The sequence below is a fragment of the Streptomyces sp. NRRL B-24484 genome (genome assembly GCF_000717715.1).
Lineage (GTDB): Bacteria > Actinomycetota > Actinomycetes > Streptomycetales > Streptomycetaceae > Kitasatospora.
The window spans coordinates 45,927-69,922 of record NZ_JOAI01000035.1 but is presented as its reverse complement, the minus strand read 5'-3'; the positions used below and the strand labels follow the sequence as shown (position 1 = coordinate 69,922).

The 23,996-nt window shown below is 70.1% G+C and carries 30 protein-coding genes, 1 tRNA gene and 1 pseudogene; 24 read left to right on the top strand and 8 right to left on the bottom strand.

Annotated elements, in window-relative coordinates; genetic code table 11:
• Nucleotides 1-69 precede the first annotated feature (69 nt).
• The 3 genes from IE98_RS0127585 (at nucleotide 70) to IE98_RS0127570 (ending at nucleotide 2,542) form a co-directional block, all read left to right on the top strand.
• Nucleotides 70-1,215, top strand: a complete 1,146-nt coding sequence (locus tag IE98_RS0127585; RefSeq protein ID WP_159401084.1) for a hypothetical protein — start codon at nucleotides 70-72, stop codon at nucleotides 1,213-1,215.
• 334 nt (nucleotides 1,216-1,549) lie between these two features.
• Complete coding sequence (locus IE98_RS0127575; RefSeq protein WP_030273498.1) at nucleotides 1,550-1,984, top strand: GntR family transcriptional regulator; 435 nt, start codon at nucleotides 1,550-1,552, stop codon at nucleotides 1,982-1,984.
• 6 nt (nucleotides 1,985-1,990) lie between these two features.
• Entirely contained in the window at nucleotides 1,991-2,542 is a 552-nt protein-coding gene (locus tag IE98_RS0127570; protein ID WP_030273495.1) for an HD domain-containing protein, read from the top strand.
• A gap of 382 nt (nucleotides 2,543-2,924) precedes the next feature.
• On the opposite strand, the gene IE98_RS49430 is transcribed toward IE98_RS0127570, so the two are convergent.
• The 3 genes from IE98_RS49430 to IE98_RS0127550 form a co-directional block, all read right to left on the bottom strand.
• On the bottom strand, nucleotides 2,925-3,575 hold the full coding sequence (locus tag IE98_RS49430; RefSeq protein WP_159401083.1) for a hypothetical protein: 651 nt from the start codon (nucleotides 3,573-3,575) through the stop codon (nucleotides 2,925-2,927).
• Between the two features lie 81 nt (nucleotides 3,576-3,656).
• A complete protein-coding gene (locus tag IE98_RS0127555; protein ID WP_030273490.1) occupies nucleotides 3,657-4,184 on the bottom strand; it encodes a hypothetical protein in 528 nt (175 codons plus the stop codon).
• 281 nt (nucleotides 4,185-4,465) lie between these two features.
• Nucleotides 4,466-5,083 carry a hypothetical protein gene (locus IE98_RS0127550; RefSeq protein WP_106976724.1) on the bottom strand — a complete coding sequence of 206 codons (618 nt, stop codon included), beginning with the start codon at nucleotides 5,081-5,083 and terminating at the stop codon, nucleotides 4,466-4,468.
• Nucleotides 5,084-5,150: 67 nt separating this feature from the next.
• Here IE98_RS0127550 and IE98_RS48370 point away from each other — a divergent pair.
• Nucleotides 5,151-5,255: pseudogene (locus IE98_RS48370) on the top strand (IS5/IS1182 family transposase); the annotation flags it as partial.
• Here the strand turns inward: IE98_RS48370 and IE98_RS0127545 are convergent.
• Complete coding sequence (locus IE98_RS0127545) at nucleotides 5,252-5,725, bottom strand: NUDIX hydrolase (RefSeq protein ID WP_030273486.1); 474 nt, start codon at nucleotides 5,723-5,725, stop codon at nucleotides 5,252-5,254. The pseudogene IE98_RS48370 and the gene IE98_RS0127545 overlap by 4 nt on opposite strands.
• Entirely contained in the window at nucleotides 5,722-6,495 is a 774-nt protein-coding gene (locus IE98_RS0127540) for a helix-turn-helix domain-containing protein (RefSeq protein ID WP_030273484.1), read from the bottom strand. The genes IE98_RS0127545 and IE98_RS0127540 overlap by 4 nt, the downstream gene beginning before the upstream one ends.
• A gap of 702 nt (nucleotides 6,496-7,197) precedes the next feature.
• Here IE98_RS0127540 and IE98_RS0127535 point away from each other — a divergent pair.
• The 11 genes from IE98_RS0127535 (at nucleotide 7,198) to IE98_RS0127485 (ending at nucleotide 13,730) form a co-directional block, all read left to right on the top strand.
• Entirely contained in the window at nucleotides 7,198-7,440 is a 243-nt protein-coding gene (locus IE98_RS0127535; protein ID WP_052391039.1) for a hypothetical protein, read from the top strand.
• Nucleotides 7,440-7,850: a WhiB family transcriptional regulator gene (locus tag IE98_RS52035; protein ID WP_078661353.1), complete on the top strand. Its 411-nt coding sequence runs from the start codon at nucleotides 7,440-7,442 to the stop codon at nucleotides 7,848-7,850. The genes IE98_RS0127535 and IE98_RS52035 overlap by 1 nt, the downstream gene beginning before the upstream one ends.
• Before the next feature lie 131 nt (nucleotides 7,851-7,981).
• Complete coding sequence (locus tag IE98_RS51135; protein WP_234443693.1) at nucleotides 7,982-8,884, top strand: hypothetical protein; 903 nt, start codon at nucleotides 7,982-7,984, stop codon at nucleotides 8,882-8,884.
• A gap of 18 nt (nucleotides 8,885-8,902) precedes the next feature.
• Nucleotides 8,903-9,112: a hypothetical protein gene (locus IE98_RS0127520; protein ID WP_030273477.1), complete on the top strand. Its 210-nt coding sequence runs from the start codon at nucleotides 8,903-8,905 to the stop codon at nucleotides 9,110-9,112.
• 14 nt (nucleotides 9,113-9,126) lie between these two features.
• A complete protein-coding gene (locus tag IE98_RS0127515) occupies nucleotides 9,127-9,351 on the top strand; it encodes a hypothetical protein (protein ID WP_030273475.1) in 225 nt (74 codons plus the stop codon).
• Nucleotides 9,352-9,370: 19 nt separating this feature from the next.
• Nucleotides 9,371-9,904, top strand: coding sequence for a hypothetical protein (locus IE98_RS0127510; protein WP_063749013.1), 534 nt, complete (start codon nucleotides 9,371-9,373; stop codon nucleotides 9,902-9,904).
• 23 nt (nucleotides 9,905-9,927) lie between these two features.
• Nucleotides 9,928-10,521, top strand: coding sequence for a plasmid transfer protein TraA (gene traA, locus IE98_RS45135; RefSeq protein WP_052391037.1), 594 nt, complete (start codon nucleotides 9,928-9,930; stop codon nucleotides 10,519-10,521).
• Nucleotides 10,522-10,556: 35 nt separating this feature from the next.
• Nucleotides 10,557-12,584 (top strand): plasmid transfer protein TraB, encoded by a 2,028-nt coding sequence (gene traB, locus IE98_RS0127500; protein WP_043175256.1) that lies wholly within the window; start codon nucleotides 10,557-10,559, stop codon nucleotides 12,582-12,584.
• Nucleotides 12,585-12,738: 154 nt separating this feature from the next.
• Entirely contained in the window at nucleotides 12,739-12,930 is a 192-nt protein-coding gene (locus tag IE98_RS0127495; protein WP_030273468.1) for a hypothetical protein, read from the top strand.
• Nucleotides 12,931-12,968: 38 nt separating this feature from the next.
• Nucleotides 12,969-13,388, top strand: coding sequence for a hypothetical protein (locus IE98_RS0127490; protein WP_030273466.1), 420 nt, complete (start codon nucleotides 12,969-12,971; stop codon nucleotides 13,386-13,388).
• Nucleotides 13,389-13,400: 12 nt separating this feature from the next.
• Nucleotides 13,401-13,730, top strand: coding sequence for a hypothetical protein (locus IE98_RS0127485; protein ID WP_030273464.1), 330 nt, complete (start codon nucleotides 13,401-13,403; stop codon nucleotides 13,728-13,730).
• A gap of 20 nt (nucleotides 13,731-13,750) precedes the next feature.
• On the opposite strand, the gene IE98_RS0127480 is transcribed toward IE98_RS0127485, so the two are convergent.
• Entirely contained in the window at nucleotides 13,751-14,788 is a 1,038-nt protein-coding gene (locus IE98_RS0127480) for a hypothetical protein (protein WP_030273462.1), read from the bottom strand.
• A 63-nt stretch (nucleotides 14,789-14,851) separates the two neighbouring features.
• Here IE98_RS0127480 and ssb point away from each other — a divergent pair, with 63 nt between their 5' ends.
• The 8 genes from ssb to IE98_RS0127440 all read left to right on the top strand — a co-directional run bounded on the left by ssb (nucleotide 14,852) and on the right by IE98_RS0127440 (nucleotide 21,157).
• Entirely contained in the window at nucleotides 14,852-15,322 is a 471-nt protein-coding gene (gene ssb, locus IE98_RS0127475; protein ID WP_030273460.1) for a single-stranded DNA-binding protein, read from the top strand.
• Between the two features lie 115 nt (nucleotides 15,323-15,437).
• A complete protein-coding gene (locus IE98_RS0127470) occupies nucleotides 15,438-16,028 on the top strand; it encodes a hypothetical protein (protein ID WP_052391036.1) in 591 nt (196 codons plus the stop codon).
• On the top strand, nucleotides 16,025-16,849 hold the full coding sequence (locus tag IE98_RS0127465; RefSeq protein WP_030273457.1) for a phosphoadenosine phosphosulfate reductase: 825 nt from the start codon (nucleotides 16,025-16,027) through the stop codon (nucleotides 16,847-16,849). The genes IE98_RS0127470 and IE98_RS0127465 overlap by 4 nt, the downstream gene beginning before the upstream one ends.
• Nucleotides 16,846-17,208, top strand: coding sequence for a hypothetical protein (locus IE98_RS0127460; protein WP_030273455.1), 363 nt, complete (start codon nucleotides 16,846-16,848; stop codon nucleotides 17,206-17,208). Before IE98_RS0127465 ends, IE98_RS0127460 begins: the two co-directional genes overlap by 4 nt.
• A 62-nt stretch (nucleotides 17,209-17,270) precedes the next feature.
• On the top strand, nucleotides 17,271-18,215 hold the full coding sequence (locus tag IE98_RS0127455) for a bifunctional DNA primase/polymerase (RefSeq protein WP_030273453.1): 945 nt from the start codon (nucleotides 17,271-17,273) through the stop codon (nucleotides 18,213-18,215).
• The gene (locus tag IE98_RS0127450) at nucleotides 18,212-19,501 is read left to right on the top strand and encodes a DUF3631 domain-containing protein (protein WP_030273451.1); all 1,290 of its coding nucleotides are present in this window, start codon (nucleotides 18,212-18,214) and stop codon (nucleotides 19,499-19,501) included. Before IE98_RS0127455 ends, IE98_RS0127450 begins: the two co-directional genes overlap by 4 nt.
• A gap of 166 nt (nucleotides 19,502-19,667) precedes the next feature.
• Nucleotides 19,668-19,856, top strand: a complete 189-nt coding sequence (locus IE98_RS0127445; protein ID WP_030273449.1) for a helix-turn-helix domain-containing protein — start codon at nucleotides 19,668-19,670, stop codon at nucleotides 19,854-19,856.
• Nucleotides 19,856-21,157, top strand: a complete 1,302-nt coding sequence (locus IE98_RS0127440) for a tyrosine-type recombinase/integrase (protein WP_030273448.1) — start codon at nucleotides 19,856-19,858, stop codon at nucleotides 21,155-21,157. The genes IE98_RS0127445 and IE98_RS0127440 overlap by 1 nt, the downstream gene beginning before the upstream one ends.
• 70 nt (nucleotides 21,158-21,227) lie before the next feature.
• Here the strand turns inward: IE98_RS0127440 and IE98_RS0127435 are convergent.
• A tRNA-Pro gene (locus IE98_RS0127435) sits at nucleotides 21,228-21,301 on the bottom strand.
• A 188-nt stretch (nucleotides 21,302-21,489) separates the two neighbouring features.
• Nucleotides 21,490-22,842 (bottom strand): MFS transporter, encoded by a 1,353-nt coding sequence (locus IE98_RS0127430; protein WP_030273446.1) that lies wholly within the window; start codon nucleotides 22,840-22,842, stop codon nucleotides 21,490-21,492.
• A gap of 65 nt (nucleotides 22,843-22,907) precedes the next feature.
• On the opposite strand from IE98_RS0127430, the gene IE98_RS0127425 reads away from it, so the two are divergent.
• Entirely contained in the window at nucleotides 22,908-23,996 is a 1,089-nt protein-coding gene (locus tag IE98_RS0127425; RefSeq protein ID WP_030273445.1) for a DUF2804 domain-containing protein, read from the top strand.

Genomic DNA, 23,996 nt, shown 5'->3' with positions numbered 1-23,996 from the left:
TCGCGGTCGCGTTCGCGAGTGCTGTCTGATCGCTACCTTTTGGAAGTGGCGGCCGAGTATGATGTCAGAATGAATCTCCAGGCGCAGATCGAGCTCATCACAGTGCCGCAAGACTTCACTCGCCTGTGCAATTCCGTGCTCCTGGCCGAGCATGGGGATGATTTTCTCCCAATCGATGACGACCGGGCGGATCGGGGGAACGACGGCTATCTGAAGTCTGAGAAGAGAATGTTTGCGGCTCATTGCTTTAAGCGGGTGCAAAACAAAAGTCTTGACGGCGAAATCCTTGAAAAGATGATCGGGGATCTGGATAAGGCGATTCGCCTCAACGGGATCGGGGACTGGAAGGTCGAGAGCTGGACATTTCTCTGTAACTATCCAATTCCCGAGTCGATTGCCGTGAAGGTGGTCGCCCGTGGGGCGGCTGCCGGAATTGAAGTTGGCTGGCGCGGACCGGCATACTTTGCCGAAGTGCTACAACGCGTTAGGAGTGTCAGGGAGATGTTCCCGAACCTCCTGGGGAATGACATCCTCTCCCGCTTGGATGAAATTTATTCAATGGTTTCTGCGATGCGCCCGCCAGAGGTCGAGGCCCCTATTGTTAGTCGCTCGCCTCGCACGCCCGAAGAGCAGGAGGCGCTAATCGCCCAGGCGCCGCCGGGATGGGAATACCTGCTCTTTGCGGGCGCCCTATACCAGGGAAAAGCGCGCCTTGAGTCGAAGTGGCGTGACTTTCGAGCTGGATATGCTCGGCGTAGCGGGGTTGCACTAGATGAGGCGGCGGCAATTGCCAAGCTTAATAGCATCTGGGACGACAGCATCGGTATCGCGGATCGACTCATGCTCTACTTTGATCGCAACGTCCATGTTGAGGCATTCGGCGAGCCCGGGGCTCCAGGAAATCCGGATGCGATCGTGCATGTTGCCGAGAGAATTGTTGCGGGCTATGAGGACCTTTTGGACTGGGCAGCCGAAATTCGCTCCACCATCTACCCCGAGAAGATGAGACGAGCTGCAGGGGCTGCAGCCTTGGCGGCCGACCGGCCGGCGCGCGATATTCGCGATTTCATTGACAGGGTCGTTGAGGAGATCGACAGGCTTCCAGAGATTCTCGCGCAGCCGAATCCAAAGGTTGAGCTCAGCCTCGATCTTGAGCTGACTGTCGATAGTGCAGCGGTGAAAGAATTCAATCGTGAGCTGCGGCGAATTCGTTAATTCTCTCAGGCGATCTGCTTAGCTCATGTGACATGGTGGTGAGCGAAGTCGGCAGTGAGGCTGGCGAGGACGGCCTTGCCCTTGCGGGCGGTCCCCTGCGACGGGAAGTCGATCACGCCGCTTTCCGTGTACTCGCTCATTCCGGCGACGAGCAGGAGGGGACGCTCTCCGGTGTCGTTTCGGTAGTCTCGTATCCGGGACGAACGAGGTCGGGCGCCTGAGCAGCCAAGCCACCCGCGGTGCCCCTGCGGCGGGCGGCCAACCCGGATGCTGGCAGCCTTCCCCCGGAATCGTTCATCCTGTCTAGGTATCGACCTAGAGAAGGGAGCGGCAAGTGCCCGAGCGGAGCCCGCGCGGCACCTACCTGCGGATCGCCGATGTGCTGCGGACCAAGATCAGTGGAGACGCCACGATGACGTCGCTTCCCTCCGAAGCGGAGCTGATGGAGGAACACGGCGTCGCCCGCACCACGGTGAAGCGCGCTCTCGACCTCCTCGCCACAGAGGGCCTGGTTCGGTCACGGCCTGGGGTCGGATGGGTTGTCGGACGCGCCGAGCCCAAGGTCCCCGTGCTCGAGCAGCTCACCGCTCTTGCCCGAAAGCTCGACGTTGGGGCCGACTTCCCGTCGGAGAAGGAACTCGCCGAGACCACCGGTGCAGCAAGAGGTACCGTCCGACGCGCCCTCGCACAGTTGGAGGGCGCCGGGGTCCTCGAAGTGCGCCATGGGAAGGGCCGCACCGTCCGTGCTCTGCCGGCCAATCACATCTAGGAGCAGATACCCGTGTGGGCTTACGACCTTGCCGAGTCCCTGTTGTCCGACGACCTACCTCGCCGCTGGGCCCACTCCAAGGGGGTGGCCAGCAAGGCGCGAACTCTGGCCGGGATCCTCGGCCCGGACGCCGAGCTGTTGGAGTCGGCAGCCGTTCTGCACGACGTCGGCTACTCGCCGCGGATCGTCGACACCGGGTTCCACCCGCTCGACGGTGCTCGGTTCCTCCGCGCGGAGAACGTGGACGAGCGTGTCGTGCGACTGGTCGCCCACCACTCATGTGCGCTGCTCGAAGCCGAAGAGCGAGGGCTGCGGCAAGAGCTGGAGGTGGAGTTTCCGCTGGAGGAGCCCCACCTGGTGGACGCCTTGATCTACTGCGACATGACCACCACCCCAGACGGCACGCCAACAACCACGCCGGACCGGGTCGCGGAGATCGTGGGCCGGTATGGGCCCGCCAGTATCGTCGGCCGGTTCATCCGCCGCGCTGAGCCGCAGATCGACGCGGCCGCGCGTCGAGTCGAAGGTCGGCTGCTTCAGGTCGACACGACGGCCTAGTGCCGGAGACCGTCTACAACGGGCACGTTCGGTGGAGGGCGGCGAGCATCCGCGAGGGCAAGTCCCGGCGCTGGACCGCACTCGACTTCAACAAGCGGAAGATCATGTCCTGGATGGACTACCAGTGCATGCGAAAGATCGAACGGCAGAGGGCAGAAGGCCAGGAGATCACCAGGCCGGAGCCCGAGGCGTGGTCTGAACGGACAAGGCCGTCGACAAGCTCCTCCGCAACCCCGCCGTAGCCGGCTACATGGTCCACAAGGGCGAGATCCTTCGGGAGTGGCCCAGGGTCAAGGCGGATGCCGCCATCTTGACCCTGCGGCTCCCCATAGCTAGTGCCGAAGCCGGATCTGGCGGTACAGAGGGAGCTCCAGTTCGCCGCCTACTCGGTCTCGGAGAAGCTGTGGTGAGCGAAGAACGAGCGCCAGTCCGCGACCGCCTTCGTCGCCATCTCCAGTGCGTCGCTGGTGCCCGACGTGCCGTCCGGCCTGTGCCAGGTCACCGTGAAGGACATGTGCCCCTCGTCCGAGATGTCCACCTTGGAGATCCTGGCGATGGTCTGCTTCGAGAACCGGTTGCGGTGCTTGTGGGTGTTGGCGACGTCGCAGGCGAGCTTGATCGCGGTGCTGGAGCTGGCCATGGACCGCACGCTGTCGCGGGCCGACTGCGGCACTGCTGGGTCATGGGAAAGCCAGTCCACGAGATTCAGGCAGTCCTCGCAGAACCGGACCGGGATCTCCCGCGGATCGGGTGGCCGGTCCACCTGTCCGGCGTATGCCTGCCGGATCAGGTCCAGGCCGCTGCGCGCTCTTCCCCACTGCTCGCGCCACGGACGCTCGGGTGTGTACCCGAGCGCCATGCCGGGTGTAGAGGCCGTAGCGGTCGCGACGGCTGTCCCGGCCATCGCGTAGAGGCGGGCGGTTTCGCCGCAGTCTGGGCACGCGGTGCCGCGCGGCACGTCGTCCAGCGCACGGCCGCAGTTGCTGCACTTCACCGGCCACCGGGGCTCGGCAGTATCCGACGCATCGGCCACGATCTCCTCCTCCGCGTGCGCTCTTCCCGAGAGTATGAGCGACTCGTGAAGAGCGCCGCACGAGGGAGGCCGGCCGTTGCGCTACTCGCTGCCGCCAAGGGCTCGGAGGTCGGTGAGCTCCGTGATCGCGGAGTTGAGCAGCGAGCCCGTGCGGTTCTGCTCGCTGGCGAAGAATCCGGCGATGCGCTCGAACGTCTGGAGCACCGCCGTGCCGGCCAGGTGGGCGTCGTAGCTCGTCCGTTGCCGCCCGCTCTCGCGCTCGGGCGCGGGGAGGTCTGCGGCGGGGCGCCAGGTGACGGCGCCGGACGGCTTCGCCACCACGAAGGCGAGCTGATGTGTGCTCTGGTTGCGGGCCCAGCGGGCACCGTGTACGAGCGCCTGGCCGTACGAGTCGGCGTGCACCGTGAACGTCGGGTCGGACTTGCGTGCCGTCTCCTCGATTGCGCACGCCCAGTACAGGCACTCGGTCGCGGAGGTGAGGGCGGTCAGCCCGTCGTCGCCCTCGGGTGCTGCGGCTACGTCAGCGCGGAGCCGGATCAGCGCCCTGTGGAAGCCGGTGAGGGCGACGGAGACCAGCTCGGGGTCTATCTGGTTGACGGGGATAGTCACGGAGCACCTCTCAGCGCGGGGATTCGTCGCACGACAGCCTTCCGGGCCACACCTGGTGATGCAAACGATTATCAGTAGCGGTGCGGGCGCTGCGCTGCTGCTCAGGATGCGGGCCCCCTGGGGGCGACCCGATGCGGCGCGACGATGCCGAGAGCGGGCCCGACATCACCGCGTCGGTGTTCAGCGGCGACTTGCCGCGGCGCCGTCCGGCGGGCTCACCCGGACGTGCGGAAGTCACCCGGCCCGCGTGCGCCCTGTGATGCCGGCGCCCTGGCGGGCGGTCACGCTTGACCGTCGGGGGCGGCACTCCCCTGCTCCGCCCACGAAGTTGCTCCCTGCTCAGGCAGTTCACCCGCGTCCAGCAACTCGCCAAAATGCCCGAACACCCACTTGTCGACCATCTCCGGGTAAGCGTCGATCAGGTGCGTGGGCGCCGGCTCGCGGGGCTCGTCGGTCCCGAAGACCCATAGCGAGACGATGTTGTCTCCTTGGGCTAGGTCGGTTACAGCGTCCCGCAGGCGGGACACCTGAGCCAGGATGCGACGTGCGTCCGCGTAGCAGATGTCGCCCACATTGGCGCCTTCGTGGGCGATGAAGTTCCGGGCTTCGCGGGCTTTGTCGAGGACGTCGATGTCCCACGACCTCGCGTGCGACAGGCGGTTACCCAGATCGCGAAGTGTCGGACCGAGCATCTTGTCTGCCGGGAGCGTCGTGATCGCGTCCTGGAGGGCGAGCACCGGATCGGCCTCGAACGCCTCCACCAGGTTGCCGATTCGCAGAAGATACTTGCACTTCGATTCGAACGAGTTGGCCAGGTGCAGCGCCCGGCCGGCTGACATGAACAGCCCTCCCAGAAGCTCCGGTTCACGCGGTTTCAGGTATCCCAGCGACCAACCCATGCGCTCCACGGTAGCGGGGGTGTCCATCGACTTTCGGTGCTGCCGTGGGGCCTTCGAGCGGGCTCGCAAGGCCCTCGCCACCCGCTACGACAAACGAGTCCGCCACTACCAAGCCATGGTCACCATCGCCTGCCTCAAACTATGGCTCCCAGACCTTACGGACACGCCTTAGCCGATGTACGGCTGAGTCCTCGCCGGCTCCAAGCCGTGCTTGATCCGCAGTCGCATGGATGGGTGAATGTCCAGGCTGTCGAGGTCCGCTGGATCCACCCAGCGGACCTCCTTCGACTCGGAACTCGTCCGCAGGGCTCCGCCGACTGGCCGAGCCTTGAAGCAGATGGAGAACTGCTGCCGCACCTCCCCGTCGTCGTAGGCCATCACGTGTCTAGGGTCGGTATACAGGCCGACGACCGCAGCGACCTCAACGTCAATCCCGGTCTCTTCCCGCACCTCTCGCACCACCGTGTCGGCCACGGATTCGCCGATGTCATGCCCGCCGCCCGGGAGTGCCCACAGGTCGTTGTCCGTCTTGTGGATCAGCAACAGCCGCCCCTCAGCGTCCGTGACCACTGCGGTGACCGAGGGCACGACGGAGTTCGCCGGCGGGGCATCCGGATCATGGAAGTAGTCGACGCGGCTCACGCGGCAGCCTCACTTTCGAGTTGGTGCGAGGTGATGGTCCGAGAAGAATCCCAGATCCGCTCGATACTCGCCGCGTACGTGCTGAACAGCTCACCACCGGGCACCTGGGAGAAGTGCAGCACCGGGGCCAGGTAGGCGCCGACGCCGTAGACATGCCCGTTCACGAGCAGATCGTCGTCGGAACGGTAAAGCGAGTTGTAGAGCGTGGTCGAGTGGAGCCGGAACTCCACCCCCGGGACCCCGAACAGCGGCGCGTAGTTGGACAACGCGTTGCGAATCTTGCCCGCCATCGCAGGCCCAATCCCCTCGTCCTCGCCTCGCTGGGCCACGCCGGCGCAGTCGGGATCGCCCAGCATGAGTCGCACAGGCACGCCCGCATGCGCCTTCTCGCGGACGAGTCTGAAGAACAGCGGATCTTCCGAGAGCCAGAAGCCTGCGTAGGCCACCAGGTCGAAGTTCCGCGTGGCCTTGGCATAGAGGGAAGTCCAGACCTCCTTTGGCACGACTGCGCGGTGCGGGTACAGCTTCACTAGCTCCGCCCGACCTGCCTCGGCAGTCGCGTTGCTGGTCTGCTCGTCCGGCCAGAGGTCCGACAGGTCGCGCTGCAGGAGATTCGCCAACGCGTACTGAAAGCGCCGATACGGCCGACGCTCGTCCTTGGCCTCGACCCATCGCTCAACAGTCCGCGAGCTGACGCCTAGCCGGGTCGCGATCTCATCAACCGTCAACTTGCTCGCGAGGATCGCCCCTCGCAGCCTCTCGTTGGCCATCTCGCCCTCCCATGGACGAAGTTGCGGCGCTTGGACGATCCGGGACGACTTGACCGTAGCGAAGTCGAGCCGCAGCCGTCCAGGTGCGCCGTATCTCGACAGGGCCGGAAGGTCGAATCTACTGATGCGGCCGGAACTCCTCCGGCCGGACCGAAACGAAGGACTTGACGGAGCGTCTCCTTCTGGGCATCGTAAGAGACATGTTCAACATGTCTCGCATGCCGAGGCGGATGAACTGACGGCCCTTCTTTGGGCTGCCCTGAACGGCGCAAACGCGCAGTTCAGGGCGATGGCACCGCCCCTCGGGGCGGCGGCTATGAGCTGAGGCGGAGGACGCTGCAATCTCCGCAAAGGCCAGAGGACAGGGGCTTCGGCCCTGACTGGCGAGGTGGCCCGGTGACCGCGAGCAACGGCCGGAGAGTGGGGGCGTGGCCCCCCTTGCAGTGCGAATCCCTTGTCACTCGAACAGAAGGAGGTGGTCCCGATGGACCTGATCATCCGCGAGTCACATATGTCGCCTCGCTGTGCCGTTGGCCAGTGAGGCATCGACCAGCGCTCACGGTTCCCGGCGTGCACCGCTTCAGCGGCGGTACGTCGGGTCCGCGCGGACGCTCGTCGATCGTCCGGCCCCATCACGGCTGCGGTCCCGGTGCGGGAACACCGGGACCGCTCAGGGCCGTCCCGAGTGAAGGAACACGACCCATGAAACTGATTGTCGCAGGCCAGGAGGCCGCTACGGCCTCCGAATTCGCCGAGTTGGCCCTCGGTATCGACGTGGAGCTGTTCGCCGGCACGACGGACGAGTCGCCCGCCGACACGGTGGTGCGGCTCGCGGTGGCCCGGGAGGTTCTGCGTGAACTCGCTCCCGAGCCTGCCCGCTACGCCAAGGCGCTGCTGCGCACCGCCGAGCGGCGCCGGGCTCTGGCCTGGAAGGCGGCGGCGTAATGGCCAGGATCGTGCGCCGCGGACTGCGCGGCACCGCCCGACCGCACCTGACCGCCCGTCCGACCGGCTCGGTGGCCGTGGAGGTTATCCCGTCCTCGGCCGGCAACCTGCCCGGCGCGGCGTGCAAGGGCGTCGACCCGGACCTGTTCTTCGCCGAGGTCGACCCCGACGACACCGAGGCCGACCCGGACGCGGTCGACTTCGCGACCCGCCGCGCAAAGGCGGTGTGCGCCGGCTGCCCGGTCAAGGACCTGTGCCTGACGCTGGCGATGGTCCGCGTCGAGCCGCACGGCGTCTTCGGCAGCCTGACCGCCGGTGAGCGCCGAGCGCTGAAGAAGTCGCTGTCCGACGCGAAGCAGGCTCCGCACCACGGCGTGGTGGCCGGGGTGAGCGCCGGGGGTGCGGGGTGAGCGCCCACCGTCCCGGTGAGGGTGCTCACCGGGTGTTCACCGAGGTGCCCACCCCGGCCGAGATCCGCCGGACGAGCCGGGTGATCACCGGGTTCACGTGGGTGCTGACCGGGGCGGTGACCGCGGTGAGCATGTCCACCGCCGCACCGTTCATCGACGCCCACTCGCCGGGCTGGGGCACCGGCCCGGTGATGGCGGTCGCCACTGACGGCTGCTTCGTCCTCTCCCTCCAGTCCGACAGCACCCTGTCCCGCTACGGGGTGGCCGGAGGCGCCTGGCCGCGGGTGTTCCGCTGGGTGACCGGCCTGGCAACGGTGTGGCTGAACATCGGGGCCGCCGCGCTGACGAAAGACGTGGTCGGCGTGGTAGTCCACCTGATTCCGCCGCTACTTCTGCTGCTGGTCGCGGAGGCCGGACCGGCCTACCGCCGCTCGCTCGCCCATCTCGCCCGCCGCGCGGCTGAAGAGGCCACCCCACCCCCGTTCGACGACGGCTTCGGCCCGCTGTACACCGTCCCGGAGCCGGTGCTTACTCCGGTGCCCACCCCTGCGCCGACCATGCCCGCGGTGGCCCCGGTGACGCCGGGATCGGCCGCCCCGGCCATCGTGCCGGCGGTCTCGGGCGGCACGGTGAACAGCGCGACCGTTCACCCCGTGCTCACCCCGGCCACCTCCCTGCACACTCCCGCACCCGCAGCCCCGGCCGAGCCGGCGCCGGAAGCGCCCGCTGAGCCCGTCGGGACCGCACCGACCGACTCGGTGAACACCGACGCGGACGCGGTGAACACCCCTCTACTCACCGAGGGCGACACCGAGCAGGCCGCCGGCGCGGACGACTCCGAGGACGACGAGCCGGACGCCGGCGCGGTCCGGCTGTCGGAGGCGGACGCCGCGGCGGTGATCGAGAAGTGCTGGCGGCACCAGGTGGGCCAGCGTGAGGCCGCCCGCCGGGCGACCCGCTCCCCGTCGTTCGTCGCCAAGGTCTACAAGCGCCTCGACTCCCAGCACGACCAGCCCGTACCTGCCGCCGCCTGAGGCCGAGGAGGCCCCGCCATGAGCATCAAGTCCTTCCCGGCCGTGGAGCCGGAGTTCGAGCAGACCCGCGTCCTGGACGTCTTCCCGTTCCACGGCTTCACCTGCGCCCACACCACCAACGAGTCCGGCTCCGTCGAGTGGTGGCACGTCTTCGCCACCGACGGCCACTACCTCGGCTCCACCAGCCGCCCCGAGTACCTCGGCGCGGTCATCCACCACGCGCGCTGACCAGGGAGAACCCCGTGACCGACACTGCCGAGGCCACCGACTTCGCGTGGCTGCTCACCCTCCAGATCCCGATCCACAACGGCTTCCAGACCTTCACCGGCGGCGGCATCTACACCGCGCGGGCCGGTGCGACCCGGGACGCCGCCTACAAGCAGATCCGCGCCTGGATCACCGAGCAGAACCCCGCCATGGAGCGGGCCGACGTCCTGTTCTTCTCGCTGGAGCCCAACCGGCTCTGACCCGGAACGGAGGCCCGCCATGGGTCGGCGCGTCCGCACCACCAAGGTTCAGATACCCCGTCAGCGCGGACGCCGGCAGGCATCCGCGCACGTCATCAACCTCGGCCGCGGCACACAGCCCGTCGTCGTAGTCGTCCCCCACCGTCCATCCCCGGCCGGCAGGTTGGCGCTCGCGGTGGGCGGGGCGCTGTGGCGTCACCGTGCCGCCTGGGCGCCGTCCTGGGCCGGGGGTGGCATCTTCCTCACCACGGGCGTGCTGGCGGCGACCGCTCCGGCCGCCGGAATCGCGTTCGCCGCCCCGGCCCTGCTCGTCCCGGCCGGCTGGTTCACCGCGAAGCGCTGGCACCCGCGGTCGGCGGTGCGCCGTCGCGCCCGGGGCCTGCGCACCCACGTGCTCGCTGCCTCCGCCGCTCTCGCGTGGGTCGGGGCGGCGTGCCTGTTCGGCCCCGTGAACTGGCCGCTGTTCACGCTCTGGCTGCTCGGCACCGGCGCGGCCCAGGCCGCCTGGTGGCGTACGCGCCGCGCTCTCACCAGCAAGCCCATCCAGCCCTGAAACCGCAGGTAGGAGAGATCCGCATGGACAAGAACTTCTTCCCGCCCCCGCAGCGCGGCAACAACACCGGCAGCGCCGGCGGTGGGGGCCAGCGGCAGCAGCCGGGACAGGGTCGGACGACGAACCGGACGACCAACCGCAGCGGCCCGCAGTTCCACTTCAACTACCGCCCCGGCGGCGGTTCCGGCCCGGCCGGCGGCGGCATGGCGGGCGGCATCGGCGGCCAGCAGCGCGGTGCCCAGGGCGGCGGGCAGGGTGCGGGTGGTCGTACGCACTCGCCGCTGGCGGACCCGGAGTTCTTCACCAACGCCGACATCCGCAACTACTGCGAGCAGGGCCGATCGGCGTTCCTCCAGCTCTCGTTCGAGCTGGCGATGGCCGCGGAGGTGCTGCAGGCGGTGCTGAAGGAGGTCCCGGACGCGGACGGGCGGCCGTTCGGCTCGCAGTTCCGCGCCCGCCGGGTCGCCCGGCACCTGAAGAAGGCCGCCGACGACGCGAAGGACGCCGCGGCGAACGCCGCCCGCACCTACGCCGCGTTCCAGCGCGAGTACGACCCCGAGCTGTCCCGCACCGGCCGCCCGCGGGCCCCGCGCCGCTCGTTCGACTTCAACGGCTGACCAGCCACGATTCCCCGGAAGGGAGTGGATTCCCCGTGTCCGGCACCAACCACGCGGCGGCCCAGCCGCTGCAGCTCGACCCCAACGCACACAGCGGCGGGGTGGGCGAGTACCTGCTCCACCGCGCCAAGCCCTACCTGCCGCCGTGGCTGCTCGCCGGCGGTGTCGGCATCCTCTCCCTCCCGGCCCACCTGGCGTGGGGCGGCTCCGCCGCCGCCTCCGCCGGCCTCACCCTCGCCTCGGTCGGGCTGACCGCGGCGACGTGGTGGGCGGGCAAGCCCACCACCCAGCAGCGCCGGCTGCACTCGGCGATCACGGTCGCCGCCGGAACCGGCTGGTTCACGGCGGCGGCCCTCGCCGGCCCCGCCGCCGGCCCGCTCGGCAGCCTCTACTTCATAGGAGGCTCGGCGCTCGCGGCGACGTGGAACGTCCGGCAGCTCCTGCGGGTCAACCCCGAAGGTGGCGCGGGCTCCGCCGACAAGGGCCTGCTGGAGAAGGTCGGACTCGCGAAGACCATGGTGACCGGCGGGAGCGTCGCCCCGAACAAGGCGACGTTCGATCTCCAGCTCCCGCCCGGTGAGCTGACGCCGGACGACGTGGCGAAGGCGCTGCCGCGGCTCGCCGGGGCGTTCAAGGTCGCCAAGAACGCCGTGCGGATGACCCCGGACGCCGACGACTCCTCCCGCGCCACCCTCACGGTCGTGCCGAACGACCTGCTCAAGGCCGGGGCCCCGCACCCCGGACCGTCCCACCCGGGCGGCTCGATCGCCGACCCGGTCGTCGTCGGGATCTACGAGGACGGCACCCCGATGGTGCTGTTCTTCCCCGGCGACCCCGAAGAGGGCCGCAACGCGATGCACCTGCTCGGCATGGGGATGACCGGGTCGGGCAAGTCCGAGGGCTGCATCACCGCCCTGTCCGAGGTCATCACCCGCCGCGACGTGATCGTGTGGGCGTCCGACCCGGCCAAGGCCGAGCAGACCCTCGGCCCGCTCCTCCCGGCGATCGACTGGGCTGCCCTCGACATGACCTCCACCAAGGCCATGGTCGAAGCCCTGAAGGCGGTCATCCCCGCCCGGACCTCCTGGCTCGCCAAGTACGGCTACAAGCAGTGGGAACCCGCGTGCGCCGAGGTCCAGGCGGACGGCTCCCCGGGCATGCCCTACCTGATCGCCTGGTTCGAGGAGGCCGCCAAGACCATCCGCGAGACCGACGACGACGTCTTCACCGGCATCGCCCAGGAGGCCCGGTCGGCCGGCCTGTCGCTGGTCGTGTCCCTTCAGCGGGCCTCGGGGTCGCAGATGTCCACCGACACCCGCGCCTCCCTCGGCTCGTCCTGGGTGTTCGGCCTGCGCGATGAGCGCGACGCCGGCTTCGCCCTCCCGGACGAAGCCCTGGACGCCGGCGCCGCACCGCACGCCTGGAAGGACAAGAAGCCCGGCTACTCCTACCTGGTCGCCAACGGCGTCCCTGAGACCTTCTGGGCCACCCCGGGCCGCGCCTTCCTCACCCCGGCCGACTACACCGCCTGGGCCGTCACCGAGTTCGCCGACGTGCGGGCCGTGTGCGACCCCGTCACCGGCAACGCCGCCGCCCGCGCGATCGGCGGCGCCTTCCTCCAGCGCACCCGCTACCCGATCCCCGACCAGCCCGGCCACCAGGACGGCCCAGACGAGTGGGACGACGAGGACGAGCAGCCGCTCTACCTCGACCCCGACCAGGACGACGAGGACGGCGACGACGTCGGGTGGATCGACCCGCAGGCCGAACTCCCGCCCGTGCAGACGATTGTCCGGCTCGGTGCCCCGCCGCAGGGGCCGCCCGCCCGCAAGCTGAACCAGCACGAGGCCCGCCAGGCGATGACCGAGATCCTCGCCGAGTTCGAGTCCGAGGGCCGCACCGACGTCGGCCCGGCCGACTTCATGGAGCACTGCGACCGCTTCAACCGCTCCCGGCAGTGGGTCTCCGGACAGGTCGCCGACATGGTCCTGCTCGGCCGGCTCCGCGAGACCGACCGCGCCGGACGGTACGAGATCGTCCCGCAGGACCACGCCGCCGCGTAGGTGACAGGCGACAGTCAGCGACTGTCACCCACGGCCCATTTCCCCAGGTAACGCGTGCGCGCGAGGGGTGACAGTCGGCGACTGTCACCCCTCTGTCACCCCACCTGACAGCACCTCTAACACCCCTCTGCCGTCCCCGGAAGGACCCACTGCCGTGCTCGTCACGATCTCCACCGCCGTCCTGTTCGGCGTCATCACCGTGATCCTCATCCGCACCCAGCGCGTCAGCGCCGGCTCCGCCCTCGCCGTGTGGCTGTCCGGCTTCACCGTCGCCGGAACCGGCCTCGCCGACCCCGTCAACCAGGCCCTCGACGCCGCAGTCCACATGCTCTCCACCCTCCACTGACCCGCGTCTCGCACCAACTCGCCGACAGGAGAGACACCGTGGACCACAGCTACCCCTACGCGCAGCCCGTCGCCCCGGTGCTCCACGCCCCGGACGGCACCCCCTACTACGCCGCACCGCCCCAGGCCGCGCCCCTCGCCCTCCACCAGCCCACCGCGGCCACCCTCGTCCCCGTCCAGCAGCACGCCGCGCTGCCCGCCCACCCCGCGGCCGCGTACCTGCCCGCCGAACCGGGCCGCGACCCGTGGCCCGCCCGCCTGCTCGCCGGCGGGATTGGCGCCGGGGCCGCCGGCGTCGGCCTCGCCTTCCTCTTCCAGGCCATCGCCGCCGCGACCACCGGCATCGGCCTGCTCGCCGCCGTCCTCGCCCTGGTCTGGCTGCTGAAGAACACCGGCGGCGGGGGCGGCCGGGCCGGGGCGGTGAATCTCTCCGTCAACGTCTCCAACCGCAATCGCTGAAAGGGCCGCTCCATGTACGAGGACTACGACCCGTCCGAGCACGACTTCGACTACGAGCCGGAATGGCCGAGCCGCGAGGAGGAGAAGGCAGCGGAGATCGCCCTCGACCTCGCCGACGAGGCATGCTGGGCCACCGAAGACGCCACCAACCCGCAGCCCTCGCACACCGAGCTGTGCGAGGGCTGCCACGGCAGCGGCACCGGCTGCGAGCACGAGATCTGGGACGACGAGACCGGCACCATCGTGACCATCGACCACGACCGCTGCCCCGAGTGCGGCGGCTGCGGCTACTACAACTGCGACAACGCCTGCGAGTTCGCCCAGGACCCCGACGTGCACTGACCCGCCCCGCACCACTCCCCTCAGCTGGCGAGCGGGAAGCCCTCGAAGCCGTCCTTCGTGCGGAATACCAGAGCGATCTTCAGCTTGGCCAACAGGTCCCGAAGGTCCGCGCCCGGGTCGCCCGGCAACAGCACAGCAAGCCGCAGCCCCGGCGGTGCCTGCACGTGACGCTCGTAGTCGAGGAGCTGGCCAATCGCCATCCGAACGTCACTGCGACGGACGCTGCCCTTGGCCTCATAGAGCACGTTGTCCGTCACGTCGTACATGTCCGCCTTCAGCGGGCCGACAACGCCGGCCACGGTCATCAGAAACGACTTCACCGTGTGCCCCTCGGCCTGGAGGAACGACTTGTAGGCCGTGGTGAGCTGCCCTTCGCGGCGCTTGACGGTCCGCTGACCGCCGGGGATGTTCGCGACGGTCTCGTCGGTCGCATGGTTCTCCATCTCCACCTGCGTGGACGACGGCCCCGCCGGCGGTGTCGCGTTATCCTCCGCCGGCTCGACGTCCATCACGACGACCTTGGTCTCCGACGGGACGAGCATCGCGTCGGACGGCGTGAACACGGGCGCGTGCGGCGCTACCGCGTCGGGCCGGAGGCGGAAGACGATGACCTCCCGCTCCACGTCCTTGGTGTTCTTGGCGCGTAGCCACACGAAGTTCTCGTCCGGGTCCACGATCATCTGCCCGACATATCGCTGCTTCTTGGCGTCGCTGCGGGTGCCGTCCGGCTTCTTGCCGACCGTGCCGGCGGCCACGAACAGGTGGACTATCCGGCCGTCCTGGGCGTGCTGCCACAGCGACTTGTTGCGGTCCGTGAGGGTCTGATCGTCGTCGCCCTGCCCCGTGTACAGGTACAGAACACCCTTCTCGTCGTCCTCGACCTGCCCGTCGAAGGCGTAGCCGAACTTCTTCTTGGCCGCCGGGTCGGAGAACACAAACACCATCCCGGTCTTGTCAGAGACCTCGATCCCCTTGGCCGTGCCGCCGCCATACACGGCGGCCAACGCCTTGCGGGTCGTGATCAGTCCGGGCACCAGTTCAAGGTCATGCGTCGCCATGACCGGACTCTAACCAGAACCACCGACACCACCGCCCCCTTCAACTGCCCTTGGAGGCATGCCTTGTCCGTGGGAGAGACCTCGATCACCGTCGTCGGCAACCTGACCGACGACCCCGAACTGCGCTTCACTCCCGCCGGCGTGGCGATGGCCCGCTTCACCATCGCCTCCACCCCGCGCACCTACGACAAGACCACCGGCCAGTGGCGCGACGGCACCGCGCTGTTCCTGCGGGCCACCGCCTGGCGGGAGATCGCCGAGCACGCCGCTGACTCCCTGACCAAGGGCATGCGCGTGGTCGCCGTCGGCCGGCTCGTTCAGCACAACTGGCAGACCCCCGAGGGCGAGAACCGCTCCATGCTCGGCCTCGACCTCGACGACATCGGCCCGAGCATCAAGTTCGCCATTGCCAAGGTCACCAAGACCCAGCGCACCAATGCCGGCCCCGGCCCGGCCAGTGACCCGTGGGCCAGCGCCGGGCCGGCCCCGGCCGGCGTGGGCGGGCCGCGCTCCGGCGACGAGCCCCCGTTCTAGGACCGGTCTCGGTCCAAGCAGCACGAAAGCCCCGCAGCAGCCGCCGAATCCTGGCAGATGGGACGGCTGCTGCGGGGCCCAACCCAGTCCGTACGAGACGAACCAGGACACCAGCATGCCCGAATTCACCATCCGCACGCTCGCCATCGCCGACGACACCTACGACCGCGATCGCGCCTCCGACGGCCACTCCCGGTACGGCGCCTACCTCGACCGCAACGCCGGCCTCCTCCACGACGACGGCGCCCCGCTCACCGCCGCCGAGTTCGCGTTCTCCACGTGGCAGATCGCCACCAGCCCGGTCATGGCGCCCGGCTACGTCCGTATCCGCCCTGACCTCCACTCCCTCACCGTCGTCTCCGCCGGCGAGGACGGCCACGACGTCGCTCTGCGCGTCAGCGTGCCCCTGCGGCACCGCACCCTCGCCACCTGGCCCGCGCGCATGGTCGCCGACTGGCAGGCCGACCCCTGGGCGACCGACCACGGCTTCACCGCGCTCACCGAGCCCGAGCCCGCCGGCCGCACCGCCCTCCTGGTCACCGCCACCCTGCTCATCCCGGTGCCCGCGCACATCCTGCACGCCCCGACCGTCGCCACGCCGGGCCTGGAGATGACCAGGCAGGCCAAGCAGGCGGTCAAGGCCCTGACCGGATGGGCGAACGACCACGCGCACCTGGTCAACGAGCTGAACGGCGGCGCCCGATGACCACCACCGCCGAGCAGCTCACCGCGTTCTCGTTCGGCGGTGGCGTGCAGTCCATGGCCGCCCTGGTCCTCGCCGCCCAGGGGGCACTGGACTATCGCACGTTCCTGTTCGCGAACGTCGGCGACGACTCCGAAAACCCCGCCACCCTCACCTACCTCGACCGCTTCGCCCGGCCGTTCGCCGCCGCGCACGGCATCGAGCTGACCAGCCTGCACCGGGTGATGGTCCGTACGAAGGAGACCCGCACCCTCTACGGGGAGTTGACCCGCGAGGACTCCCGTTCCCTCGGCATCCCGGTGCGGATGGCGAACGGGGCCCCGGGCCGACGGTCCTGCACCCTCCACTACAAGATCAAGCTGATCGGGCGGGAACTCAAGCGACGTGGGGCTACTTCCGCGATGCCGGCCACCGTCGGGGTTGGCATCAGCGTGGACGAGATCGACCGGGCCAACAACCGTCGCTGCGAGCCGCACGAGCGCATCGACTACCCGCTGCTGACCCTCGGCCTGCGCCGCAGCGACTGCCGGCGCATCATCCGCTCCGCCGGTCTGCCCGTGCCGCCGAAGTCCTCCTGCTGGTTCTGTCCCTTCCGTACCCCCGAGAGCTGGCACGAGATGCGCCGCTCCGAACCCGAGCAGTTCGAGAAGGCCGGCCAGCTCGAAGACCTCCTTAACCGCCGCCGCGAGCGGCTTGGCAAGGACCACGTCTACCTCACCCGCTTCGGCCGGCCCCTGCGCGAAGCCATCCCCGACGGCGTCGACACCCTCTTCGACCTCGACACCGACGACGGTCTCTGCGACTCCGGGTGGTGCATGACATGACCAACCGCACACCGCCCCTCGGCGAGACCAGCGGCCTGTGGCTCGCGGTGCTCGCCGCGGCCTCCGGCTGCTGCCAGTGCCGCGGCGCCTGCGGAAAGAACCATGCCAAAGATGGCGGACGCTGCCCGCGCGAACACGGCGGCTACCAGCAACACCACGGCGGCGGGACCGTCCGCCTCATCGTCGCCCCCGTCGACCCCGCGCACCTTTTGCTGCCCGCGCACAGGGCCGCCGCGCTGCCCAAGCACGCCCTCGCCGCCTGGTGCCCGACCTGCCACGACGGCGCCCGCACCCTCGCCCGCCGCCACCAGCGCACGACCGCACCGGCCGTCGAGCCGGACACCCTCTTCGACCTCTGACACCACCAGCCGCCGGCCACTCCCTGCACGGGGGTTGCCGGCGGCGTCTGGAAGGACCACAGGTGACCGCACGACCCGACCTGCTCGCCGCAGCGCTCGCATCCGCCCAACGCGGCTGGCCCGTCTTCCCCCTCCGCCCCGACGACAAGCGCCCCGCTCTCCACCACGCCACCCGCTGCCCCCGCACCGGCCCCTGCACCGCCGGCCACGCCAGCTGGGAACAGCGTGCCACCGTCGACCCCGACGCCATCCGGCGGGCGTGGGAGCACGGCCCGTACAACGTCGGCCTCGCCACCGGCCCCGCGCGGCTGGTGGTGGTCGACCTCGACGTCCCCAAGCACCCCGGCGACACCCCACCCCCGCGGTGGGCCGAACTCGGCGTCACCGACGGCGCCGACGTGCTCGCCGCGCTGTGCGAGCAGCACCACCAGCCCTACCCGGCCGACACCCGCACCGTCCGGACCTGCTCCGGCGGTACCCACCTGTACTTCACCGCCCCGCCCGGCCTGGTTCTGCGCAACACCCGGGGCGAGCAGGGCAACGGCCTCGGCTGGAAGGTCGACACCCGCGCCGCCGGCGGCTACGTCGTCGCTCCCGGCTCCCTGGTCGAGGGCCGGCCCTACACCGTCGAACACGACGCCGAGCCCGCCCCGCTGCCCACCTGGCTCGCCGCCCTGCTCACCCCGCCCCCGCCCCGCCCGCTCTGGCGGCCCGTCAATCCGTCGGCCGGCCGCGGAAGCGGCCACGGGTACGTGGCGGCTGCCCTGCTCAACGAGACCGCGAACGTGGCCGCCGCCGGCGAGGGCGCCAGGAACTGGACCCTCACCCGGGCCGCCCGGGCACTGGGCCGGTTCGTCGCCGACGGCCGCCTCACTCGGGCCGAGGTCGAAGACGCTCTTAAGGGAGCGGGCGAGGCGTGCGGCCTTCCCGCCCGGGACGTCACCGCGACCATCACCAACGCCCTGAACTGGTCCATCGCCAACAATCCGCGAGGAGAGGCCGCATGACCACCACCCCCGCCCGCCCTCCCCTTAAGAGCAATCCCGGCCCCGGCGCGGCCGAGGTCGAGGACGGCGCCGCCCTCCTCGACGCGGTCGAGGCCCACCACCGACGCTTCAACGTCTTCCCCAGCGAGGCCGCCTACGTCGCCGTGGTGCTGTGGGACGCCCACACCCACCTCCTCGACTGCTTCCCGTCCACGCCCCGGATCGCTTTCCTGTCTCCGGAGCCCGGGTCCGGCAAGACCCGCGCCCTGGAGATCATCGAGACCCTCACCCCGCGGCCGATCCTCACCACCGACGTGAGCCCGGCCGCGCTGTTCCGATCCGTCTCGGACCCAGAGGCCCGCCCGACCGTGCTGTTCGACGAGGTCGACACCACCTTCGGCCCCAAGGCCGCCGGCAACGAGGACCTGCGCGGACTCATCAACTCCGGCCACCGCCGCTCCGGCGTCGTCCTGCGTTGCGTCGGCGACGGCGGCACCCAGACCGTCCAGCGCTTCCCCGTCTACGCCGCCCTCGCCATGGGCGGTCTCGGCGACCTCCCGGACACCATCATGAGCCGCTCCATCATCATCCGGATGCGCCGCCGCGCCCCCAACGAGAAGGTCGAACCGTTCCGCGAGAGCACCAACGCGCCCGAGGGCCACGCCCTGCGAAAGCGCCTCGCCGCCTGGGCCGACACCCTCCGCGAGCAGCTCCAGGACGCCACCCCCGAATTCCCCGACGGCATCAACGACCGCCCCGCCGACGTGTGGGAACCCCTGCTCGCCATCGCAGAAGCCGCGGGCGGGCACTGGCCCGAGCGCGCCCGCGCCGCCTGCGTCCAGCTCGTCACCGCCGCCAGGGCCAACGACAAAGGCAGCGTCGGCATCCGCCTGCTCACCGACCTGCGGGACATCTTCAACGGCGCCGACCGCATGCTCAGCGCCGACCTGCTGGGCAAGCTCGCCGAGCTGGACGACGCCCCCTGGGCCGACCTCGACGGCAAGCCCATCACCGCCCGCGCCCTCGCCCGCATGCTCGGCGACTACGTCACCGCCGACAACGACCCCATCAAGCCCCGCAACATCAAGACCGGCTCCAAGAGCAGCGCCAAGGGCTACTACGCCAGCGACCTCGCCGACGCCTGGCTCCGGTACTGCCCGCCTCCTTCCCAGGAATCCGCTACTGCCGCTACCGCCGCTACCGCGCAGGTCAGAGCCCTGTTTCCGGTAGCGGATACGCCGGGGGTAGCGGATTCCAATCCGCTACCCACCCCCGAGACCACCAGGGCTGGCGCCTCCCCGCGCTGACCACCCCCTGCCGCTCCCGCCGCCCCGGCGGGAGCGGCACCAATCCGCTACCGCTACCCAATCCGCTACTTCGATCATGCCCATGACCTGCACGGTAGCGGCAGTAGCGGCAGTAGCGGACCTCAGAGGAATACCGCCCGGGCGACCGCTTCAGGAGGACCGCTCCATGACGTCCGCCGTACCCGAGGCCATGACCGTGAAAGAGGTCATGGCTGCCCTCCGACTCAGCCGCAGCAAGGTCTACGACCTTCTGCGCTCCAGGGAACTTCCGAGCTTCACCATCGGTCGCTTGCGGCGCTTCGACACGGCCGATGTGACCGCCTACATGCGCAAGCGAGTTGAGGAGAACTACTAGTGGCCAGGCGCGCCAACGGCGAAGGCACTATCACCCGACGCAAGGACGGGCGGTACGCCGCCGCTGCATACGTGTACAAGCCGGACGGCACCCGCGCCCGAAAGTGGGTCTATGGCAAGACCCGGGCCGAGGTCGCGAACAAGCTGACGGAGATGCAGGAGATGACCCGTCAGGGCATTCCGGCGATCACGTCCAGCATGCCGCTCGATAAGTACCTGGACTACTGGCTCGGGACGGTTGCACCCGAGCGGTACAAGCCGTCGACCATGTCGAGCTACGAGCCCATCACACGGGTCTACATCGTTCCCGCACTCGGTCGGAAGCCGCTCAACAGGCTGACGCCGGCCGACGTGCGCCGTTTCCTTTCCGACTTCCGCAATGGCTGCCTCTGCTGCCTGCGCCGGGTCGACCACAATCGAGCCGTTGACAAGCGTGAATGCTGCGCGGCGGGAAAGTGCTGCAAGCGGCAACCGTCGGCGCGCACGGTCCAGTACGCCCACGCCGTGCTCCGGTCATCGCTGCAAAACGCCGTACGCGAGGAACTGCTGGCCCGAAACGTGGCACGGCTGGTCGAACGCCCCTCGGTGCCACACAAGGAAGTCCAGCCGCTCAACGCCGCCGAGGTCCGCCTCCTCCTGCGGGCCGCGCGAGATCACCGGCTCTACCCGCTCTGGCTGCTGCTCGTCTCGACGGGCCTCCGTCGGGGCGAGGTACTCGCGTTGACCTGGGCGGACATCGACCTCAACGCCCGGCAGCTCAGGGTGCGCCGCAATCTCCAACGAGTGAAGGGCACCCTGGTGTTCGGCACCCCGAAGACCGCACGTTCCCTGCGGACCATCGCGCTGCCGGCGTCCTGCGTCGCGCAGCTGCGCCGGCGGCGGGAGGACCAGCTCCAGGAGCGCGCGGAGGCGGGCCTGGAGTGGCAGCCCCTCGACATCCAGCCTGACGGCCTTGTGTTCACCACGCTGACCGGCACGGCACTCGACCCGCGAAACCTGAACCGCAGCCTCGCCGCGCTCTGCACCTCGGCCAGCATCCGGCGGATCAGAGTGCACGACCTGCGACACACCTGTGCCTCGCTGATGCTCGCCGAAGGGGTCGGCGTGCGGACCATCATGGAGACGCTCGGGCACAGCACGATCACCATGACCCTGGACACCTACGCGCACGTCATGCAGTCGACCCTGCGGGAGGCCGCGGACCGAATGGACGACGCGCTCGGCGTGGTTGACGACGACGGGTCGGAGGACCGCGGGGACGACGACGGTCCGGCCGCTGCGGGGGTGCTCGTGAAGCGCTGAGCAAGGCGCTGATGTCAGTCGTGGATGTCGAAAGGGCCGGAGACTCATGTCTCCGGCCCTCTGACCACTGTCGGGACGACAGGATTTGAACCTGCGACCCCTTGACCCCCAGTCAAGTGCGCTACCAAGCTGCGCCACGTCCCGTGGTCCGACCGCCTCAGTTCTCCGACCTTGGTCGGTGATCTTCGGCTTCTTGACCTTGCCCCCGGTCTCCCGGCGACGTGGAAAACAATACAGCACGTGGAGGGGTGCTCGCTGCCAGGTTTCGGGTGGCGGGGCCGGGTGGTGTCGTGGCTGGTCAGGCGGGCGCGGCGCGCGGGGCGCCGCGGGGCTCAGGGGGTGGGGTTGCGGGAGTCGTAGCGGAGGAAGGCGGGGCGGCGGGCGGCCAGGAGAAGGACAGCGGCAACACAGGCCAGCCCGCCCGTGACGACGGAGATCGTGACGGAGGAGGTGAGGGCGGCGACGGTGCCGGATTCGAAGTCGCCGAGTCGGGGCCCGCCGGCGACCACCACGATGAAGATGCCCTGGAGGCGGCCCCGCATGTCGTCCGGCGCCGCGACCTGCATGATCGTGTTGCGGAAGATCATGCTGATGGTGTCGGCGCAGCCGGCCGCCGCCAGCAGCGCCAGCCCGAGCCACAGCTCGCGGACCACCCCGAAGGCGGCGATGGCGAGTCCCCAGGCGGCCACGGCGGCGAGGACGGCCGCGCCGTGCCGGTGCACCCGCCCGATCCACCCCGAGAACAACGCCCCCGCCAGTGCGCCCACGGCCGGCGCAGCGACGAGCAGGCCGACCGTCCCGGCGCCGCCCCCGTAGAAGCCGACCGCGATGGCCGGGAAGAGCGCCCTCGGGAGGCCGAAGATCATGGCGGCGAGGTCGGCGAGGAAACTGGTGCGCAGGTTCGGCCGGGTGGCGAGGAAGCGCAGCCCGTCGAGGACGGACGCCCGCCCCTTCCGTCCGCTGCCGTCGGCACCGGAGGTCTGCGGCTTCATCGCCGGCAGCCGCCACATCGCGTAGAGCGTCGCACTGAACGCGACCGCGTCGAAGAGGTACGCCGACTGGGCCCCGAACGCACCGATGAGCAGTCCGCCGAGCATCGGCCCGACGGTCATGCCGAGGTTCATGCTCACCGTGTTGAGGGCATTGGCGGCGGGCAACTGCTCTCGGGGCACCAGGCGCGGGATCATCGACGACCTCGCCGGCGAGGAGAGCGCGAAGAACCCTGCCTGGAGGGCCACCGCCGCGTACAGCAGGGCGACGGCATGCAGGCCGAGCAGGGCCTGGCCGGCGAGCAGCACGGAGACGGCGGCGAGGCCGGCCGAGCCGATCAGGCCGAGGCGGCGGCGGTCGACGGTGTCGGCGACGGCACCGCCCCAGAGGCCGAAGGTGACCAGCGGGACGAGCGAGAAGAGGCCGACCAGGCCGGTGGCGAAGCTGGACCGGGTGAGGTCCCAGACCTGGACGGCGACGGCCACGGCGGTCATCTGCTGGCCGACCGAGGACACGGTCTGGCCGAACCAGACCCGCCGGTAGTCGGGGATGTCGCGCAGCGGCCCGATGTCGGCGAGGGCGCCACGGACGATCCGTCCCAGCCGTCCCGGGGCCGCTGCGCCCGCCCCGGGGGCCGTGGTGCGAGCGGGGGTGGGCGGGGCTGCTTCGGGGGCCTGCGGCTGATCGGTCGACATGGTCAACCATGTTCGACCACGACGTTTCCTCCCTTCCCGCCGGGGTTGCCGTTACGGTGGCCGCCGTGGCGTCCTCCGATCGCGAACTGACCGCCCCCGTCGACCTCTGCCGGCCGGACGGGCGGCTCGATCCGGCGGCCGTCGGCTGGTCGCGCCGCCCGTTGCACCGGGCGAACCTGCACGGCTGGGGCCGTACCAAGCGCTGGGAGTACTGGTGCGTGGCCGCGCCGACGCACCTGGTGGCGCTGACCGTCAGTGACCTGGACTTCCTGGCGCTGAACAGCGTCCACGTACTGCGCTGGGACGGCCCCGCCGGCAGCACCCGCCCCTGGGAGACGGAGCGCACCTCCCTGGCGCCGTTCGGCCGCGGCGTCGCCCTCCCCGAAGCGATCGCAGGGTCGAAGGGGAGCCAGGGACTAGGCGAAAGCGGCACGGACGTCGTCGTCGGTCCGGAGCGGCCGACCGGTGGGCGGGTCCGGGTGGAGATCCTCGGTGAACCGGGCGGCACCCGCCTGCGGGCCCGCTGCGTGGCGCCGGACGGCCGGCCGGTGGAGGTCGACGTGTTCGCGGCGCTGCCGGACGGCCACGAGACGCTGAGCGTGGTCGTCCCCTGGGACGAGCGGCGCTTCCAGTACACCTCCAAGCACACCGCCCGCCCGGCCCGCGGCACGCTGCGGATCGGCGACGAGACGCTCGCGTTCGGGGAGGCGGACGACGCCTGGGCGGTGCTGGACCACGGCCGGGGGCGCTGGCCGCGGAAGGTGCACTGGAACTGGGGCGCCGCCTCCGGCCGGACCGACGGCCGGACCCTGGGCCTGCAGTTCGGCGGCCGCTGGACGGTCGGCACCGGCACCACCGAGAACGCACTCTGCGTGGACGGCCGGCTCACCCGGATCGGCGAGGAGCTCTCCTGGTCGTACGACCTCGCCGACCCGCTCGCACCGTGGACGGTCCGCACCCCGGACTCCGACCGGGTGGACCTGGTCTTCACCCCGTTCCACGACCGCCGCACCCGCACCGAGGCGGGCCTGCTGGCCAACCGCACCGACCAGTGCTTCGGCCACTACCGGGGCGGTGTCCGGGCGGAGGACGGCAGCCGGATCGCCGTCCACGACCTGTTCGGCTGGGCCGAGGACGTCCGGATGCGCTGGTGA

Coding starts and splice junctions, on each gene's coding strand:
- IE98_RS52035 (WP_078661353.1), top strand. CDS start 7,440: ATGGCCAGGATCGTGCGCCGCGGACTGCGCGGCACCGCCCGACCGCAC.
- IE98_RS0127520 (WP_030273477.1), top strand. CDS start 8,903: ATGAGCATCAAGTCCTTCCCGGCCGTGGAGCCGGAGTTCGAGCAGACC.
- IE98_RS0127535 (WP_052391039.1), top strand. CDS start 7,198: ATGAAACTGATTGTCGCAGGCCAGGAGGCCGCTACGGCCTCCGAATTC.
- IE98_RS0127510 (WP_063749013.1), top strand. CDS start 9,371: ATGGGTCGGCGCGTCCGCACCACCAAGGTTCAGATACCCCGTCAGCGC.
- IE98_RS0127550 (WP_106976724.1), bottom strand. CDS start 5,083: ATGGGTTGGTCGCTGGGATACCTGAAACCGCGTGAACCGGAGCTTCTG.
- IE98_RS0127485 (WP_030273464.1), top strand. CDS start 13,401: ATGTACGAGGACTACGACCCGTCCGAGCACGACTTCGACTACGAGCCG.
- IE98_RS0127585 (WP_159401084.1), top strand. CDS start 70: ATGAATCTCCAGGCGCAGATCGAGCTCATCACAGTGCCGCAAGACTTC.
- IE98_RS0127430 (WP_030273446.1), bottom strand. CDS start 22,842: ATGTCGACCGATCAGCCGCAGGCCCCCGAAGCAGCCCCGCCCACCCCC.
- IE98_RS0127470 (WP_052391036.1), top strand. CDS start 15,438: ATGCCCGAATTCACCATCCGCACGCTCGCCATCGCCGACGACACCTAC.
- IE98_RS0127460 (WP_030273455.1), top strand. CDS start 16,846: ATGACCAACCGCACACCGCCCCTCGGCGAGACCAGCGGCCTGTGGCTC.
- traA (WP_052391037.1), top strand. CDS start 9,928: ATGGACAAGAACTTCTTCCCGCCCCCGCAGCGCGGCAACAACACCGGC.
- IE98_RS0127450 (WP_030273451.1), top strand. CDS start 18,212: ATGACCACCACCCCCGCCCGCCCTCCCCTTAAGAGCAATCCCGGCCCC.
- IE98_RS0127445 (WP_030273449.1), top strand. CDS start 19,668: ATGACGTCCGCCGTACCCGAGGCCATGACCGTGAAAGAGGTCATGGCT.
- IE98_RS0127465 (WP_030273457.1), top strand. CDS start 16,025: ATGACCACCACCGCCGAGCAGCTCACCGCGTTCTCGTTCGGCGGTGGC.
- IE98_RS0127540 (WP_030273484.1), bottom strand. CDS start 6,495: ATGGCCAACGAGAGGCTGCGAGGGGCGATCCTCGCGAGCAAGTTGACG.
- IE98_RS0127480 (WP_030273462.1), bottom strand. CDS start 14,788: ATGGCGACGCATGACCTTGAACTGGTGCCCGGACTGATCACGACCCGC.
- IE98_RS51135 (WP_234443693.1), top strand. CDS start 7,982: ATGTCCACCGCCGCACCGTTCATCGACGCCCACTCGCCGGGCTGGGGC.